This is a genomic window from Serratia sp. szju (genome assembly GCF_044594185.1).
Classification (GTDB): domain Bacteria; phylum Pseudomonadota; class Gammaproteobacteria; order Enterobacterales; family Enterobacteriaceae; genus Serratia; species Serratia bockelmannii.
Genome location: NZ_CP172576.1, coordinates 2,229,930 through 2,245,559, shown reverse-complemented (window position 1 = coordinate 2,245,559; position 15,630 = coordinate 2,229,930). Strand labels below are relative to the sequence as shown.

Annotated in this window: 17 protein-coding genes; 2 read left to right on the top strand and 15 right to left on the bottom strand. The window is 60.7% G+C overall.

The annotated features are described in order from the left end of the window. Positions 1–96: 96 nt before the first annotated feature. Positions 97–771: a hemolysin III family protein gene (locus RE418_RS10535; protein WP_033639467.1), complete on the bottom strand. Its 675-nt coding sequence runs from the start codon at positions 769–771 to the stop codon at positions 97–99. A 183-nt stretch (positions 772–954) separates the two neighbouring features. Between RE418_RS10535 and RE418_RS10530 the strand changes: the two genes are divergently transcribed. Beyond that, positions 955–1,563 (top strand): HD family hydrolase, encoded by a 609-nt coding sequence (locus RE418_RS10530; RefSeq protein ID WP_025304127.1) that lies wholly within the window; start codon positions 955–957, stop codon positions 1,561–1,563. Positions 1,564–1,602: 39 nt separating this feature from the next. Here the strand turns inward: RE418_RS10530 and rbsK are convergent, their stop codons facing one another. The 12 genes from rbsK to RE418_RS10470 all read right to left on the bottom strand — a co-directional run bounded on the left by rbsK (position 1,603) and on the right by RE418_RS10470 (position 13,938). Next, entirely contained in the window at positions 1,603–2,529 is a 927-nt protein-coding gene (rbsK, locus tag RE418_RS10525; RefSeq protein ID WP_025304128.1) for a ribokinase, read from the bottom strand. Further along, positions 2,526–3,434, bottom strand: coding sequence for an allose kinase (gene alsK / locus RE418_RS10520; protein ID WP_043142612.1), 909 nt, complete (start codon positions 3,432–3,434; stop codon positions 2,526–2,528). The genes rbsK and alsK overlap by 4 nt, the downstream gene beginning before the upstream one ends. A 10-nt stretch (positions 3,435–3,444) precedes the next feature. After that, positions 3,445–4,116 (bottom strand): D-allulose 6-phosphate 3-epimerase, encoded by a 672-nt coding sequence (gene alsE / locus RE418_RS10515; protein ID WP_025304130.1) that lies wholly within the window; start codon positions 4,114–4,116, stop codon positions 3,445–3,447. A 31-nt stretch (positions 4,117–4,147) separates the two neighbouring features. Next, on the bottom strand, positions 4,148–5,182 hold the full coding sequence (locus RE418_RS10510) for an ABC transporter permease (protein ID WP_025304131.1): 1,035 nt from the start codon (positions 5,180–5,182) through the stop codon (positions 4,148–4,150). A gap of 10 nt (positions 5,183–5,192) precedes the next feature. Continuing rightward, positions 5,193–6,179, bottom strand: a complete 987-nt coding sequence (locus RE418_RS10505; RefSeq protein ID WP_043142614.1) for an ABC transporter permease — start codon at positions 6,177–6,179, stop codon at positions 5,193–5,195. Then, positions 6,172–7,689, bottom strand: a complete 1,518-nt coding sequence (locus RE418_RS10500; RefSeq protein WP_043142616.1) for a sugar ABC transporter ATP-binding protein — start codon at positions 7,687–7,689, stop codon at positions 6,172–6,174. Before RE418_RS10500 ends, RE418_RS10505 begins: the two co-directional genes overlap by 8 nt. A 2-nt stretch (positions 7,690–7,691) precedes the next feature. Then, a complete protein-coding gene (locus tag RE418_RS10495) occupies positions 7,692–8,675 on the bottom strand; it encodes a substrate-binding domain-containing protein (RefSeq protein WP_025304134.1) in 984 nt (327 codons plus the stop codon). A gap of 48 nt (positions 8,676–8,723) precedes the next feature. Continuing rightward, complete coding sequence (locus tag RE418_RS10490) at positions 8,724–9,542, bottom strand: DeoR/GlpR family DNA-binding transcription regulator (protein ID WP_033644759.1); 819 nt, start codon at positions 9,540–9,542, stop codon at positions 8,724–8,726. Between the two features lie 311 nt (positions 9,543–9,853). Next, positions 9,854–11,179, bottom strand: coding sequence for an MFS transporter (locus RE418_RS10485; RefSeq protein WP_043142622.1), 1,326 nt, complete (start codon positions 11,177–11,179; stop codon positions 9,854–9,856). Beyond that, positions 11,176–11,829: a DUF4286 family protein gene (locus tag RE418_RS10480; RefSeq protein ID WP_043142626.1), complete on the bottom strand. Its 654-nt coding sequence runs from the start codon at positions 11,827–11,829 to the stop codon at positions 11,176–11,178. The genes RE418_RS10485 and RE418_RS10480 overlap by 4 nt, the downstream gene beginning before the upstream one ends. 49 nt (positions 11,830–11,878) lie before the next feature. Continuing rightward, the gene (locus tag RE418_RS10475) at positions 11,879–13,225 is read right to left on the bottom strand and encodes an amidase (RefSeq protein WP_043142628.1); all 1,347 of its coding nucleotides are present in this window, start codon (positions 13,223–13,225) and stop codon (positions 11,879–11,881) included. Beyond that, positions 13,225–13,938, bottom strand: a complete 714-nt coding sequence (locus tag RE418_RS10470; protein ID WP_043142631.1) for a DUF2848 domain-containing protein — start codon at positions 13,936–13,938, stop codon at positions 13,225–13,227. The genes RE418_RS10475 and RE418_RS10470 overlap by 1 nt, the downstream gene beginning before the upstream one ends. A 162-nt stretch (positions 13,939–14,100) precedes the next feature. Here RE418_RS10470 and RE418_RS10465 point away from each other — a divergent pair, with 162 nt between their 5' ends. Next, on the top strand, positions 14,101–14,745 hold the full coding sequence (locus RE418_RS10465; protein ID WP_169540627.1) for a GntR family transcriptional regulator: 645 nt from the start codon (positions 14,101–14,103) through the stop codon (positions 14,743–14,745). A 224-nt stretch (positions 14,746–14,969) separates the two neighbouring features. On the opposite strand, the gene RE418_RS10460 is transcribed toward RE418_RS10465, so the two are convergent. Beyond that, on the bottom strand, positions 14,970–15,287 hold the full coding sequence (locus tag RE418_RS10460; RefSeq protein WP_025304141.1) for a BrnA antitoxin family protein: 318 nt from the start codon (positions 15,285–15,287) through the stop codon (positions 14,970–14,972). Continuing rightward, positions 15,250–15,573, bottom strand: a complete 324-nt coding sequence (locus tag RE418_RS10455) for a BrnT family toxin (RefSeq protein WP_071845113.1) — start codon at positions 15,571–15,573, stop codon at positions 15,250–15,252. Before RE418_RS10455 ends, RE418_RS10460 begins: the two co-directional genes overlap by 38 nt. Positions 15,574–15,630: the final 57 nt, after the last annotated feature.

The window sequence follows — 15,630 nt, the reverse complement described above, 5'->3', positions numbered from 1 at the left end:
GGAACGGGCTTGCTGGATACCCGAAAGAAGCAAGCGCCTCTTTTTTAAAACAAAAGAGGCGCCAGTTCAATACGCATTCAGACGTAGCGGGAACGCTTAGACGTAGAGGTAGATCGCCATGAAATGGCAGGCGCTGCCGCCGAGCACGAAGGCGTGCCAGATGGCGTGGCCAAAGCGAATGCGCTTGGAGGCGTAGAAAATCACGCCCAGGGTATAGACCACCCCGCCGATCGCCAGCAGCGTGACGCCGCCGGCCTCCAGCCGCGTAACCAACTGATAAATTACGATCAGCGACAGCCAGCCCATCGTCAGGTAGGTCACCAGCGACAGGGCTTCAAAACGGTGGGCGAAGGCCAGCTTGAACAGCACACCGAGCAGCGCCAATCCCCAGATTACCGCCATCAGGCCCTTCGCCAGCGGCGAATCCAGCCCCACGAGTAAAAACGGGGTATAAGTGCCGGCAATCAGGAGATAAATGGCGCAGTGGTCAAATTTTTTCAGCCAATGCTTGGCCTTCTGATGCGGGATCGCATGGTAGAGCGTGGAAGCGAGAAACAGCAGGATCATGCTACCGCCGTACAGGCTGTAACTGGTGATGGCCGTCGCATCGGCGCCGGTATTCACCGCCTGCACCAACAGCAACACCAGGCCGACGATGCCGAACACCAGCCCGATGCCGTGGCTGATGCTGTTGGCGATCTCTTCCGCCCACGGATAAGCCGCGGCGACAATCTTATTGCTCCCGGCTTTCACTACGTCCGTTTTCCCCATAACGCGCAACCCCTCAAAATGCCCTGCTTTGTTCGAAATTAACGCAAAGCAGCTTAACTGAGAATAATTCCAGTGTACACGTGTACGCTAAAATAAAAATGTGAACGCGTGTAACCATCGAAATCCCCCGCCCGGTGGTCTACAATCGTCAGGCTTCAACCCACCCACCTTGAGGTTTACACCATGTCATCCGCTGTACCCGCGTTAGATTTCGGCTCAATGACCCAAGTCATCCAATTCCTGATGGAAATCGATAAGTTGAAAGGTGTTCAACGCCGCACCAAAGTGCTGGGCACCCAGCGCCAGGAAAACTCCGCCGAACACAGTTGGCACTTCGCCATCGCCGCCATGAGCCTGGCGCCCTACGCCGGTGATGACGTAGACATTCAGCGCGTGATCCAGATGGCGCTGCTGCATGACATCGTAGAAATCGACGCCGGCGACGTGCTGGTCTACGATCTGGCGGCCCGCGCAGCGATCCACGATCAGGAAGTGGCGGCGGCACGTCGTCTGTTCGGCATGTTGCCGGAGGCTCAGCGCGAGTATTTCACCGCTTTATGGCAGGAGTATGAAGATGGCGAAAGCGCTGATGCACGCTTCGCTCTGCTGCTGGATCGCACCATGCCGATGCTGATGAACCTGCACAATGAAGGCCAGAGCTGGGTGGAAAACGGCATCAGCCTGGAGCAGGTGCTGGCGCGCAATGCATCGATCGCCGACGTACACCCCGAGCTGTGGCACCATATGGAGCAACACCTGCGGGATGCGCAGCGCAAAGGCTGGTTGAAGTAAGGGACCGGGCTGCCGCTTCTTGGCCGCAGCCCGTCTTCGTCAAGCGAACGCCTGCTGGCGTTCCAACGCCTCCTCATAGCTCGGCATCGATCCCGCCGCCCCGGCCCGTTCCACGCAGACCGATGCGTAGGCGGCGGCAAAGCGCACCGCATCGGCTAACGGCACCTGATTTGCCAGCTGCGCCGCCAGGGCGCCGTTAAACGCATCGCCCGCACCGGTGGTGTCTTTCGGCTGTGCCGGAAACGCCGGGATCAGCTCGCTGTTTTCCCCATCCGAGAACAACGCCCCCTGCGTGCCCAACGTCACGATCAGCAAACGAATGCCCTTGGCGTGCAACACCTGCGCCGCCTGGCGCGCCGAAGCCACATCGCGCACCGGCACGCCGGTCAGCAACGTGCACTCGGTGGCGTTGGGCGTCAGCAGATCGACCTGCGCCAACAGGCTGTCCGGCACCGGCTGAAACGGCGCCGGGTTGAGTATGATGAACGTTTGCGCTTCGCGGGCAATGGCGATCACCTGCTCGATCGCCGGCAGGTTGTTCTCCAATTGAGTCAGCAGAATATCCGCCGCGGCGATCGCCGGGCGGCACTGGCGCACCTCGTCTTCGCTGACCGTCAGGTTGGCGCCGGGATCGACGGCGATCATATTCTCCGCCTCCTCGCCGGCAACATAGATAAGCGCATTGCCGGTCGGGCAATCGCCGGTCGAAAACAGCGTCACCGCATCGAAACCGGCGGCGGCGAGGTGGCGCCGGGCGAAGGTGCCGAAGTCGTCGCGCCCCACCTTGCCGATATAATGCACCCGCGCCCCGGCGCGCAGCGCGGCGGTGGCCTGGTTGGCGCCCTTACCGCCCGCGCCCATCATGCTGTTGCGGGCGATCAGCGATTCACCGGGCTGCGGAAAGCGCGCCATGCCGGCGACGATATCTAGGTTGAACGAACCGAACACGCAGACTTTGCCTTTCATTGCGGGTACTCCCTGCTCAATTGGAGGTGGCGCCGGGCGGCCAGGCAGGCGCCTTTGCAGCCGGTTTCATCGGTCAGGCGGCTGACGGAGATCGCCAGCCCCTGCGCCGGCTGCGGCCCGCGTAAATGGCGGCGGATCTCTTGCTCAAGGTGCGCCAACGGGAAACCGCTCATGGCGATCACGCCGCCGCCCAGGATCAGCCGCTGGGGATCGAGCACGTTCATTTCGATGGCGATGGTCTGCGCCAATCGTTCGACGAAGCGTCGCAGATCCGGATGATCGCCGTGGCGCTCAAACAGCCGGTCGAACGGCGTTTGTGCCGCGTTGGCGCGCGCCCAGCCGGTCAGCCAATGGCCGGAAGTCAGGCTCTCGACGCAGCCCCGTTTACCGCACGGGCACTCGCCCTGATGGCCGGGCCAGGGAATGTGACCCAGCTCGCCGGCGGCGCCGTGCGCCCCGTGATAAAAGTCGCCGTTCAGCCACAGGCTGTTGCCCATGCCGGTGCCCAGATACAGCCCCACCGCCACCTGCGGCAGCGCCGGCAGCTGCTGCAAATCCCACCACAGCAGATGGTTGACGTCCTTGTCCATTCGCACCGGCAACGCCAACAAATCGGCCAACAGCGCCGCCACCGGCTGGGCGTCCAGCGCCGGAATAAACGGCAGCGACAGCACCCGCGAGCGATCGCGACTGAGGATCCCCGGCAGCCCCAGCATCACCTGCGCCACCTGACGATCCTCGCAATGCCCGGCGATCAGGCGGCCCAACGCCGCCAGCGGATCGGCCTGCTGCGCCCAGTCGGCGGTCGCTATCTTGCGGTACCCGCTGAACTCGCCGTCATCATTCATCAACAACAGGCGGGTATTGGTGCCGCCGACGTCAACGCCAAGAAAATGCCGCATCATGTCCCCCGCCTCAGGCCGCCTGCCGCATTTGATCCAGCATTTTTTCCCATGCCGTCTCCAGATCCGGATCGAGGTTGAACAACCCGGAGCTGCCGACGATCAACACCTCCGCGCCGGCGCCCATCAGATCGCGGTAGGTCCGCTGATTGCAGGATCCGTCGATCTCGATCAGATAGCGCAGATTTTGCTGGCGTTTCAGATCGCGCAACTGACGGATCTTTTCCAGCATTTCGGGAATGAACGGCTGCCCGGCATAGCCCGGATCGACGGTCATCACGGTGACCTTGTCCAGCAGGTGAAGGTAGTGGCGGATAAACTCCACCGGCGTGGCCGGGTTCAGCACCACCCCCACTTTTTTGCCCAGCGCGCGGATTTGATTGATCACCCGAAACGCGTCGCGGTTGATGGTTTCGGCGTGCGGGCAGATAAAGTCCGCGCCGGCGCGGGCGATCGGGTCGATGAAATCGGTCGGGTTCTCCACCATCAGATGCACATCCAGCAACAACGGGGTGTGCGGGCGGATCTGTTCGATAAAGAACGGCGACAGCGTGATGTTTTTAACGTAGTGCCCGTCCATGATGTCGATATGCAGCATATCGGCGCGGCGATTCAGCACCGCCAATTGCTGGCGGATATCCATCAGGTTCATGCACATCAGTGAAGGTGAAATCTGGTATTTCATTAGCGTTATCCTGCGCAAAAGGGAAAAGGGATCAGTGGCCCGCCGCGGTTCTGGCCTGGGCCGCGCTGCGGCGCATCGCCCGCCGCTGCCGATAGCGATGCCGGAAAAACTTCATCGCCAGCACCGCGATCAGCACCGCGCCCCACATCGCCAGACTGAAATGCGGGCTGACGTTCATCAGGTTCAAACCGGTCGCGATCACCTGCAGCACGATCAGCGCCAATACCACGCCGCTGACCCGACCAAAACCGCCGAATGGATCGGTGCCACCCAGAATGATCGCCAGCACCGTCAGCAGCAGGTAAGAGTCGCCGTAGCCCATGCGCGCCGAGTTGAAGCGCGCCATCATCACCAGCCCGGCAATGACGCACAGCAGGCTGGAGAGGGTGTAAATGGCGATCAGTACTCGATGGGTATTCACGCCGCTGAAGTGGGTAGCGTTGATGTTGCTGCCGCTCATGTAGATGCATTTGCCGAGCCGGGTTTTCTGCAAGAACAGCGCCAGCAACGCGGCGACCACCAGGAAGATCCACAGCGGTACCGGCACGCCCAGCACGCTCTCAGCGCCGATAAACCGCACGATCTCCGGCATGCCGCTTAGGGCCGCGCCGCGCGTCAGGTAGATGCCGATACCGTTGACCGTGGTCATGGTGGCCAGCGTCACCAGAATCGGATGTGCACCGACGTACGCCACCAGTGCGCCGGTCGCCGCGCCGATAAGCCCGGCCAACAGCATCGCCGCCGCCAGTGCCAACACCAGCCACAGCGCCTGCAAGCCCAGCCCGGCGTCCGCCGGCAGATAGCTGATGAACAGCCAGGCCATCAGCAGGCTGGTCAGGTTGGCGCTGGCGATAATGCACAGGTTCAGGCCGCCGCTGAGGATCGGGATGAACATCGCCAGCGTCAGCAGGCCCAGCTCCGGCAACTGGAAGGCCACGCTGGTGAAGGTGGCGCCGCTGAAGAAGCGCCCCGGCATCAGCAGGCTGAAGGCCAGCACCACCGCCAACAGCAAGGCCAGCAAACCGACGGCGGCCCCGTCTGGACGAAATTTCAGGTTGTTGCCCATCAGGTGCTCCTCAGGCGAAACCGACGTCGGTTTCTTTGCGTTTCTTGTAGTGAGTGACGGTGATCGCCGCGACGATCACCAGACCGATCACCACGTTCATGAAGTAGCTGGACACGCCGATCAGGTTGAGGCCGTTTTTCAGCACGCCGATCAGGAACACGCCCATCAGCGTGCCGACCACGCTGCCCTTGCCGCCGTTCAGGCTGGCGCCGCCCAGCACCGCCGCCGCCAGCACGTCAAGCTCGCCGCCCACCAGCGCGTTGGGCACCACCTCCCCCATGCGGTACACCTGCACCAGGCCGCCGATCGCCGCCATCGCGCCCAGATAGCCATAGGCGAACAGATGCAGCAGGCCGACGCGGATGCCGATGCGCCGCGCCGATTCCGCATCGCCACCGACGGCAAACAGCTGGCGCCCGAGGTGCGTTTTGTTCAGCAGCAGCCAGGTCAACAGCGCCACCGCCAGCATCACCAGCGTCGGCAAACCGAGCTGATAGCTCTGCTCACCCAGTTGGAACGGCAGCACGCTACGGGGCAACGTCCACCAGTCCGGCAATGCGTACACACTGCGGCCGTTGGTCAGCCACATCAGCATGCCGAACAAGAACGCCTGCATGCTGATGGTGACAATGATCGAGACGATGCGCAGGCAGTAGATCAGCAGCGCGTTGACCATGCCCAGCGCGGCGCCGATCGCCAACGCCAGCAAAATGCTGCCCGCCGGGCTGGCCAGGCCGTAATGCGTCGCCAGCGTGGCGATCAGGTACTGCACCACCGAGGCGACTGCGGCGAAGGAGATATCGATGCCGCCGGTCACCAGCACCACGAACAGGCCGAGGGCGAAAATGCCGCTCACCGCGTAGCTTTCACTAAGATCGAGCAGGTTCTGCACCGTCAAAAACCGATCGCTGAGCAGCGAAAAGACGATGACCGTCAGCAGCAGTACCCAGGCCAGATAGCCTTCGTTGCCGCGCGGTTTCAGACTGAATCTACGCATTGACCGCCTCCGCCAGCTGCTGCTGGCTCACCTGCCCCGGCAGGTATTCGCCGATCACGCTGCCGCCGCTGAAGTGCAGCACCCGATCGCAGTTGTAATACACCTCCGGCACTTCATCGGAGATCAGCAGAATGGCGATCCCTTCCTGCGCCAACAGATGGATCAGTTGGTAGATGCTGGCCTTGGCGCCAACGTCGACGCCAACGGTCGGCGAGTCGAGGATCAGGATCCGCGGCTGGGTCAGCACCCACTTGGCCAGCACGATCTTTTGCTGATTGCCGCCGGACAGCGTCGAAACCGCCTGATCCGGATCCGCCACCCGCACGCCGAGTTTGGCAATCCACTCCGCGACGATGCGATTCTTGCGGTAATCGTCGATCAGGCGAAAACGCCCGCGCAGCTTATCGAGAATGGTCAGCACCGCGTTATCCGCCACCGACTGTTGCTGCACCAGCCCCAGCGTCAGGCGATCCTCCGAGACGTAACCGATGCCGGCCTTGATGGCGTCCTCATGGCCGCGAAAGCGTACCGGTTTGCTGTCGAGATAAAGCTTGCCGCTGTCCGGGCGGGTCATGCCGAACAGGCTCAGCGCCAGCTCGGTACGCCCGGAGCCGAGCAGTCCGCACAGCCCGAGCACCTCGCCCTGATGCAGGCGGAAGCTCACGTCCTGATACTGCCCGGCGCGGCTGAGACGATCCGCCTCCAGCATCACCCGATCCTTATTCATGCTCGGTGACTTCAGGCGATAATCCAGCTTCAAGCCGGTCATCAACTCGGTCAGGCGATCGCCGGTGATCTCCGCCGCCGGCCAGGTGCCGATCTTGTTGCCATCGCGGATCACCGTGACGCGATCCGAGATCTCCAGCACCTCGTCCAGCCGGTGGCTGACGAACACCACGCAGATGCCTTTCGCTTTCAGGTAATCCACCGTGCGCAGCAGCTGATTGACCTCGGTGCGGGTCAGTGAGGCGGTCGGTTCATCCATGATCACCAGCCGCGCTTCCGCCACCAGCGCGCGGCAGATTGCCACCTGCTGGCGCTGGGCAATCGGCAGCTCCGCCACCCGTTTGTCGAGATCGAGATTAAAACTCAGCTCCTGCAGCAGGCGCTCGGCGGTGCGCCGCAGCCGCGCCGGCCGGTGCCACCCCAACAGCCCGCGCAGGTTGTGCTCGAAGGCGATGTTTTCCGCCACCGTCAGGTTGGGAAACAGCGACAGATCCTGATAGATCACCTGAATGCCGAAGGCGCGCGCCTGATCCGGCGACAGCCGGCCGAAGGTTTGCCCATCGAGGGTAATGCGGCTGCCGTCATCCGGTTGATACACGCCGGCGATCGCCTTGATCAGCGTGCTCTTGCCGCAGCCGTTGGTACCGGCCAGGCAGTGCACCTCCCCCGGCATCAGCGCCAGTGAGATATCGTTCAGCGCTCGCTGCCCGCCGAAGGTCATCGACAGCTGTTGCAACGCGATCAGCGGTGCACCCTGCGTTGCCGTATTGCCGGAAATCGCCATGATTACAGCCCCATTTTCACCAGCTTCGGCAGGTTTTGCTTATCCAGGCTTTCGGTGGCGTTGCCGAGAATAGTGTGCTGCTGCGCATCCACCTGCACCTTGCCCATGCCCTCGATGGTCATGCCATCGGTGATTTTTTCTCCTTTGTGCATCATGTCGGCGATGCGCACGAACACTTCGCCGGCCACCATCGGATTCCAGATATAACCGCCCTTGATGGCGCCGCGATTGACCAGCGAAGCGCCCTGGCCTGGGCTGAACGGCCCAATGACGCAGATATCGTTGCTTTTGCCGCGGTTGAGCACCGCGCGCCCGGCGCCGATCGGCCCCTGCGAACCGAACGCCAGCACGCCTTTCAGATCGGGATATTTGGCCATCAGATCGTTGGTGGTGCGCACACTGTCATCCAGCGATTCCCCCACGCCGAACTTGTCGCCCACCAGCTGCATGTTCGGGTAGTGCTGCTTCTGGTAGTTGATGGCCGAGTCCGACCAGGTGATGTGCAGCGGCACCGTCAGGCTGCCGACATACACCGCATACTTGCCCTGCTCTTTCATGCAGGCGGCCAGCGCTTTCATGTGGTTGACCCCGTGCTGCGAGGCGTCCACCAGCTCAAAATCCCAGTCGGCGTACTTCTGTCCGGGAGATTCGTGCACGATCACCTTGATGCCCGCTTCCTGCGCGCGCTTGAGCACCGGCTCCAGCACCCGGGCGTCGTTCGGCACCACGCCGATAATGTCCACCTTCTGCGCGATCAGATCCTCGATGGCGCGCACCTGCAGCGCCGGATCCGCCGCCGTCGGCCCGACCATCCAGGCGTCGATGCCGCGTTTGGCGCTCTCGCTTTTGATACCGGCCTCCATGGCGTTGAACCAGGGAATGCCGCCGATCTTCACCACCACGCCCATTTTCAGCTTGTCCGCCGCCTGCGCGGAGACCGACAGCAGCAGCGAGGCAAACAGACCGACCAGTACGGATTTTTTCATTGTTCTCTCTCCACAAGTGTTGGCTGTAATAAAAGGTTTTCGTTGTTGTTATCGCGCCGCCCTTTTCGCGGCGGGTGAAACTTCAATCACGTCGACGTTATTCCAGGCCAATTCCTGACGAAACTCGTCGTCGCCAAGCCTGTCGGTGATCAGCGTATCTATTTCCCGGTAATGGCAAATGCGAGCGAACGAGCGGCGGCCGAACTTGTTGCTGTCCACCAGCAGGAACTTGCGCTCCGAGGCCAGCAGCATCTGTTGCTTCAGCCGCGCATGGTGCTCATTGCTCTCGCGGATGCCGCCGTCCTGGCAAATGCCGTGGCAGGAGAAAAACAGCTTGTTGATCACGAACTCTTTCAGCATCTGCTCCGCCAGCACGCCGATAAAATCCTCGTACTTGGCGGAATACTCGCCCCCCAGCCCGATGGTGCGCACGTTGGCCTTGCAGGCCAGCGTCTGGATGATGTGCAGCGAGTTGGTCAGCACCACCAGCGAGATATCCGGCAGCTGGCGCGCCAAAAACCAGCTGGTGGAGCTGCTGTCCAGCAGCAGGCAATCCCCGGGCGCGATAAACTCCAGCGCGCGTTTGGCGATGCGCGTCTTCTGCTCCGGCGACTCATTGCTGCGCTGGCGGAAGGACTCCCCCTGATCTATCTCGGCGGGCACATAGGTTTTTTCCACCGCCGGCGGCTCGACGAAGACCGCGCCGCCGTGGCTGCGCAGCAGCAGGCCGCGCCGTTCCAGCAGGGCCAGATCACGCCGCGCCGTCTCGATAGAGATGTGGCACAGCTGCGCCACCTCCTGCACCATCACGCGGCCGCGCTGGCTCAAGACTTCGGTAATAAAGCGATGACGTTCTACAGGCAGCATGTTTCTTTTCTCCTCCACGACGATGATTACGATATCGATTTGCCGCGCCGCGTTTTGCGCGCAGACGCAAAGCGCATCGCCCCGCGGTCGGTCAACGATCGCGCTGTGATAGTTGTCAAAAAAATCGGGAAGGAAATGAAATGAATAATTACGAAAGTGTGGAGTAACAGACAGTTATGATGCGCGACCGCCTGAGGCAGACAGGAGAGAAACGGTAAACGGTCACAATTCCACGTTCCGCAGCATGACCGTTAATGACCGTTTGTGTGGTTTTGACCGAGCGCCGGCCCCAAAGTAGCCCGGCGTTCTATTTACAGCGGCTTATGCGCCGTTTCCCGCGCCGCCCATACCGCCCAAAGTGTGATAAGCAGAGCCAACGCAACATAGGCGGAAATCGCCAGCGTGCTGTCGTAAGATTTAAACAGAGAAGTGATGATCAGCGGGGCAAAGCCGCCACCGATAATCCCCGCCAAGGTATAGGCTAACGAAGAGCCGGCATAACGCACCCGTGTCGGGAACTGTTCCGTGATGAATGCCGCCTGTGGCCCATACATCGCCGCATGGATCAACAGCCCAATCACCACAGCCATGCAGATCAACACCGGTTGACTGCTGTCGAGCAGGACGAAGAACGCAAACGCCCACACTATCGCCGCCAATGCACCGCCGATATACACCGGACGACGGCCGAAGCGATCCGACAACGCGCCAAACAGCGGTACTGCGACGGCGTTGCCTATCGCCCCCAGCATGGTGGCACCCAGCGCCAGCGGGCGCGGCAGATTCAGCACGGTGGTGACGTAGGTCAACGTGAACACGACCACCAACGCATAGAGCACGTCAGAGCCGATACGCGATCCGCCGGCGATCAGCAGCGGACGCATGTGCTGCGTGAAGACTTCGCGCACCGGCGACTGCGTAACATCTTTCGACGCCTCCAGTTGCAAAAATGCCGGCGTCTCACCCACACCCCGGCGCAGCCACAAACCGAAGATGACCAGCACCAGACTCAGCAGGAACGGAATCCGCCAGCCCCATTGCTGAAAATCGTCCGCCGACATCGCCAACGTCACCAGCGTAATGAGGCCTGTGCCGATCAACGAACCGCAGGACGGCCCTACCTGAGCAAAGGACGCGTTGCGCCCGCGCTGATGCGGCTTACCGTGTTCCATCGACAACAGTACCGCACCCGCCCATTCTCCGCCCAGCGCAATGCCCTGAATAAAGCGCAGCGTCACCAGCAGCAGTGGGCTCCAAATCCCCCAGCTGGCGTAGCCGGGCAGCAATCCCATCAACGCCGTGGTCACGCCCATGATCACCAGCGTGGTGACCAGTACAAAGCGCCGTCCCAACACATCGCCAAGGTGGCCGAATAAGATGCCACCGATCGGCCGGGAAACATAGCCCACCGCGTAAGTGGAGAAAGCCAGAATCGTGCCCACCAGCGGATCGAACGATGGGAAGAATACATGGTTGAAAATCAACGCGGCCATGATGTTGTAGACGGTGAAATCGTACCATTCCAGCGCCGTACCGATCGAGCTGGCCGCCGCAAGTTTGCCGGTATTGGGCGTTGCGGCGGCACTTTCTGCGGCCGGTGCGGCAACCTGTGCCGTTTCAGTGGTGTATGCATTCATGATGTCAGCTCCTGTGCAGTCAGTTGCCAGCCAAGGGCATAATGCCAGGCATCGGCGGCGGGCATGTTCAGCGCTTCAGCGGCCTGCTCGCTTAAACGCAGGCCGGCTTCGGCGTCGCTGCTTTCGATCAATAGCATCGGCAACATTCGGCGGTTTTCTCGCGATTCTTTCGGCAGCGGGGAACTGAGTTCGGCATCCGGCGTCAACAGGCTGCTGCGCACGAATCCAGGCTGTTCAGCCAGCTGCGCGCCCAGTTGCAAGATGCGGGCATGCAGCGCTTCCGATGCCGCCGACGGCAGCACGAAGATACAGAGATGACTGCCGCACCCTTGGCCAGTGACCGCCTCCACCGCACACACTCTGCGCATTGGATCTCGCATTTTCTCCAGGCTCGCCACCGACCATGGCGTTTGGTGTTGAAACGCGGCGCGATAGGCTTCGGAGGTAAAACTGGCCAACGATTCGGTTTTATACAACCCCAAATATTGACGCCCCCCCTGCAATGCCCGATAGCGTGTGCCGGATAAAAAGCCGGGCACCCGCACTCGCTCCTCCACATGTTCGCGGTCATACCAGCGATTGAAATCCGCATCATCCTGCGTGGCGACATCCGTCGCGACAAACAGCATTCCGTTCTGGGAATCGTTCATGAATATTCTCCTGGTCATCTCAAAAGGCAGGCCTGCGCCCACCGGAAAATCACGCGTCGGCGAGGCAGCGCTCGATCGCCAGCGCCCACCCCAACAACGCCTCATCACGCATCGGCAACCCAGCCAGCATCAGTCCGACCGGCGCCTCTCCTGGCTGTTGGCAAGGCAAGGACAACGCGCAACCGTCGAGGAAATTGATGATCGCGGGATTGCGCAGCATCAGTCCGTTGCAACGGAAGTAGGCATCATCCGCCGCCAGCTCGCCGATAGTTGGCGCAATCAGCGGCACGGTCGGCATCAGCAAAGCGTCAAAACTCTGCAGCGCCGCCGTAACTCGCCGCTGCCAGTCGGCACGTTGTCGCTGCAACAGCTGCAGCTCAGCATCGCCCAAGGATGCACCGCGGCGAATGCGCGACAGCACCCTTGGGTCATAGCCATCGGCCCGTTCAGCGATCAACGCTTGATGCCAGCGCCAGGACTCCAGCGCGGTGAAACCGCCATCGGCATTGATCGCCGCCAGCTCGGCGAACGCCGTGGCGGGGATCAATTCAATACGTGCGCCTGCCTGACTTAGGCATTGCAGGCTGCGCTGGAACGCCCCGGCAACTTCCGGCTGCAGTTCATCCAGCACCACCGCTTGCGGCACGGCAAAATGCGCCTGCGCCAACGTTTTTTGCGGCACCCGCAGCGGACAGCCGGCAATCAGTGCATCCAGCGCAATACAGCTGGCGACGTCATGAGCGATCACGCCGATCGAATCCAGCGAAGGCGACAGCGGCAGTAAGCCAGCGTCATTGATGCGCCGTGCAGTGGGTTTATAACCGGTCAACCCGCACAGCGCGGCGGGAATGCGTACCGACCCGCCGGTATCGCTGCCAATCGCGCCCAGGCACATGCCGTCGGCCACCGCCACCGCCGCACCGGAAGAGGAGCCGCCGGGAATGCGCGCCGCCTGGCGCTCCCAAGGATTGGCCGGCGTCCCGTAATGCGGATTGATGCCCAGACCGGAATAGGCGAACTCCGTCATCGTCGTTTTGCCAACCACCACCGCGCCGGCTTGCAACAGCCGTTCCACTACCGCAGCGTGTTTTTCAGCGGCTGGCGCGTCCGCTAATACGCGCGAACCGGCCGTGGTCACCTCACCGGCCACGTCAAACAGATCCTTGACCGAGATCGGCACGCCATCCAGCGCCGACAGAGGCGAGCCGGCGGCGCGTCGCCGATCGGAGGCCTGCGCTTGCCGTTGCGCCCACTCGGTGTATGTTCGCGTAAACGCGCGCCCCCCCTCTCCCCGCTCATCGACGATCTGCGCCAAAGCGGCGGTGGTGAGTTGCACTGCGGTGAACTCACCGCTAGCCAGCCCGGCGGTGGCCTGCATCAAAGTCAGCTTTTTCATTACGCCACCACCGGCAGTTCGATGCTGCGGTAGCGATGACTGATGGTTCGCCCGAGCACGTCGTCCACCAGTTCCATGCGAAACTCGCCAGCCGGTCGAATGCCGCCGATCGCCGCCACCGTGCCGCAAGTCATCGCCAACCCGTCGGGCGTTTGCGGCTGCGCCAGCCCGCACTCCGGCGGCTGCATACCGGTGAAGTAACGTTCCAGCAAATCACCGGGCGTACGCAACGCGGCAAGGCAGCCCTGTTGATACAATCGCCATTCGCCCTCTTCCCTGATCCACGAACGCAAGATCAAACTGTCCCAATGTTCCAACACCTCCTGGAGCGGCCAGGCGGCTCGCGCCACCGGTTTAACGCAAATCTGTTTCGACAGCGCCACGCTGTGCGCTTCGAGTTGACGATCGGTGTGATCGGACGCCAATGACACGAACAGTTCGCCGCTGTGGGCAAAAATCAGCGGTTCCACTTCGCCGGACGTCGCGTTGCCAATGACTTCAATGGTCTCTTGCTGGCTCAACTGATTGGCGGCAACGCGGTAAAACAGGGGGATTGCACTGGGCTGGGGCACGCCCAGCTCGGCCAATTCACGAATATGGTGCAAGATCGCCTCGCGATCGCGTCCGGTCCAACCGGCGATCACCAGATGATCAATCTCAACATTCAACGTCGCCGCGCCGCAGGATTCAGGTAAAGTGAAGGTCAGTCTCATGGCAGTTTCGCCCCTTTTGTTAAAACACTGTGAAATTTCACTATATCTTTAGTTACCAAATAAGCGATTTCCATGCCATGTTTTTGTGTACTATGTCTAAAAACTTTCTTCTTGCAGGAGCAAAACGTGAAGACTGTTGACGCAGAAAGCCCGCAGCGCCCGATGACGGAAGAAGCCGGCGTGTCACTGAACGAGCTGGCCTACCGGCGTTTCAAACAGGCGCTGGTCACACTCAGCTACAAGCCGGGCGAATATCTCAATACCGCGCAGGTGATGAACGACCTGGATATGGGGAGAACGCCGATCAATCAGGCAATCCACCGCTTGGCCAACGAGGGGTTATTGCAGGTCATCCCGCGCAAGGGCGTGATGGTTTCACCGTTGTCGATGGACGATGCGTTGGAATTGATCGAAGTAAGGCTGGCTAACGAGATGCTGTGTATGCGGCTGGCAAGCCAGAAGATTACCGAGAGGCAGATAGCAACGCTGACCGAACTCAATCGGCAAATCGAAGCCGCGAGCCAGGAGCGAGATAGGGTGCGCATGATGACACTCGATCATGAGTTTCACCAGGAACTGGCGCAGATCGCCGGCAATAACATGCTGGCGGATATCCTGAGTGTACTGCACGCCAGGGCGCAGCGTTTTTGGGCCAGCACCCTGTCGCGGGAAGGGCATATGCGCGAAGTGATCGACGAACACCGGGCAATTATCGCCGCGCTGGCCGCACAAGACAGCGCCGCCGCCGCCGAGGCCGCGCAGGCGCATATCCTGTCATTCCGCACTGCGCTGCTGCACGACGGGTAACCCCGCGGCGCAGGATATTACCGGGAATAGTTATGATGACCCTGTTCTGCCGATGAGCAGGAGATAAACGGTAAACGGTCACATTTCACGCTCCGCGGAATGACCGTTTTTATAGTTTTGATCGAGCTCCATCGAGAGGTGGCCGACGTTGGTAGGCGTTGCCTTAAAAAACAGCAAAAAAATCCGGTGAGAATCTCACCGGATCGTTAGCCGCCTGACACACATTATTCTTCGTGCTCATGCTCTTTCAACATCGCCTCACGCAACACGGCGTTCAGGCGTTTCTGATAGCCTTTGCCTGGCCGCTGAAGCCAAGCCAACACATCCGCATCGATTCGGATGGTTTTTGATACTTTCATCGGCTTATAAAAACGCCCCTGAACCGCAGTCTGCCACGTTTCTTCCTCCAGCGCCGGCGCATCGGCATAATCGATGTCCTCGTCCGGCAACGCATTCAGTGAAGCAATTTGCGCTTTCTGCTCCTCCGTCAACGGCGGGAGTACGCTATGGGCCAGATTTTTGGCGGAATTTTTGCGCTTCATATCTTCCCCTCTCTTTGGCATCGGCCTTGCGTGCTGAAATGATACGCACGATCTCGACGGTATCGCCTTCGACATCCGTTTCGATCGTCGTATGTGCCACCAGCAACAGCAAACAGGATCCGACCATACCGATCGTTTGCCAACGTTCTTCTCCATCCTCGATCCTTTCCAGCACAGCCAAATGGTTGGGATCCAGAAAAACCCGTTGCGCTATCTCAAAACTGACACGGTGTTTACGCTGGTTGCTGTGATTTTTATCCTGATTCCATTCAAAATAAACATACATTTTTGTAACTACATTTTGATTGTTATTTAATCAAAATACACTCCACACGACGGGATG

Bases quoted from the DNA above. Each gene is read 5' to 3' on its own strand.
- RE418_RS10475 (WP_043142628.1), bottom strand. From the start codon at position 13,225: ATGAAAAAGCTGACTTTGATGCAGGCCACCGCCGGGCTGGCTAGCGGT.
- RE418_RS10505 (WP_043142614.1), bottom strand. From the start codon at position 6,179: ATGCGTAGATTCAGTCTGAAACCGCGCGGCAACGAAGGCTATCTGGCC.
- RE418_RS10485 (WP_043142622.1), bottom strand. From the start codon at position 11,179: ATGAATGCATACACCACTGAAACGGCACAGGTTGCCGCACCGGCCGCA.
- RE418_RS10530 (WP_025304127.1), top strand. From the start codon at position 955: ATGTCATCCGCTGTACCCGCGTTAGATTTCGGCTCAATGACCCAAGTC.
- RE418_RS10460 (WP_025304141.1), bottom strand. From the start codon at position 15,287: ATGAAGCGCAAAAATTCCGCCAAAAATCTGGCCCATAGCGTACTCCCG.
- RE418_RS10465 (WP_169540627.1), top strand. From the start codon at position 14,101: ATGACGGAAGAAGCCGGCGTGTCACTGAACGAGCTGGCCTACCGGCGT.
- RE418_RS10455 (WP_071845113.1), bottom strand. From the start codon at position 15,573: ATGTATGTTTATTTTGAATGGAATCAGGATAAAAATCACAGCAACCAG.
- RE418_RS10480 (WP_043142626.1), bottom strand. From the start codon at position 11,829: ATGAACGATTCCCAGAACGGAATGCTGTTTGTCGCGACGGATGTCGCC.
- RE418_RS10535 (WP_033639467.1), bottom strand. From the start codon at position 771: ATGGGGAAAACGGACGTAGTGAAAGCCGGGAGCAATAAGATTGTCGCC.
- RE418_RS10495 (WP_025304134.1), bottom strand. From the start codon at position 8,675: ATGAAAAAATCCGTACTGGTCGGTCTGTTTGCCTCGCTGCTGCTGTCG.
- rbsK (WP_025304128.1), bottom strand. From the start codon at position 2,529: ATGAAAGGCAAAGTCTGCGTGTTCGGTTCGTTCAACCTAGATATCGTC.
- RE418_RS10490 (WP_033644759.1), bottom strand. From the start codon at position 9,542: ATGCTGCCTGTAGAACGTCATCGCTTTATTACCGAAGTCTTGAGCCAG.
- RE418_RS10470 (WP_043142631.1), bottom strand. From the start codon at position 13,938: ATGAGACTGACCTTCACTTTACCTGAATCCTGCGGCGCGGCGACGTTG.
- RE418_RS10500 (WP_043142616.1), bottom strand. From the start codon at position 7,689: ATGGCGATTTCCGGCAATACGGCAACGCAGGGTGCACCGCTGATCGCG.
- alsK (WP_043142612.1), bottom strand. From the start codon at position 3,434: ATGATGCGGCATTTTCTTGGCGTTGACGTCGGCGGCACCAATACCCGC.
- RE418_RS10510 (WP_025304131.1), bottom strand. From the start codon at position 5,182: ATGGGCAACAACCTGAAATTTCGTCCAGACGGGGCCGCCGTCGGTTTG.
- alsE (WP_025304130.1), bottom strand. From the start codon at position 4,116: ATGAAATACCAGATTTCACCTTCACTGATGTGCATGAACCTGATGGAT.